We start from the raw sequence: 317 nt of genomic DNA on the forward strand, positions 1-317 counted from the left end.
TCGGGATGGGCCCGGGGCGGCCGTCCGCCTGGCAGCTGTGCGGCCGCTCCGGGAGCTACGCCACCTTGTGGCGGCGGTGGGTGTCGGGGGGGTCGTAGAGCGTCACGGGCCCCTCTCCGCGCACGATCCTCGGCGCGTTGTTGTGTTGTTGTTGCTGGTCAGGGCCTCGCAACAACGGTTCGGTAGGGGCGCCTTCCAGGGGAGGGAAGTGGTCGGCCTTCACCCCGGTCGACACGGCACCCCCCATGCGCACCCCTCCGCTGATGGGGATTCCGGCCTCGCGCAGCCCGGCCCGGACGCGCTCGGCGGGCACCCCG

The 317-nt window shown here is 73.5% G+C and carries 1 protein-coding gene; it reads right to left on the reverse strand.

What is annotated here, in order from left to right:
- Window positions 1-55: 55 nt before the first annotated feature.
- The coding region (locus ADL01_RS46620) for a hypothetical protein (protein ID WP_234354793.1) at window positions 56-317 on the reverse strand (262 nt) is incomplete at its 5' end.

The sequence above is a fragment of the Streptomyces sp. NRRL WC-3618 genome (assembly GCF_001280005.1).
Taxonomy (GTDB): domain Bacteria; phylum Actinomycetota; class Actinomycetes; order Streptomycetales; family Streptomycetaceae; genus Streptomyces.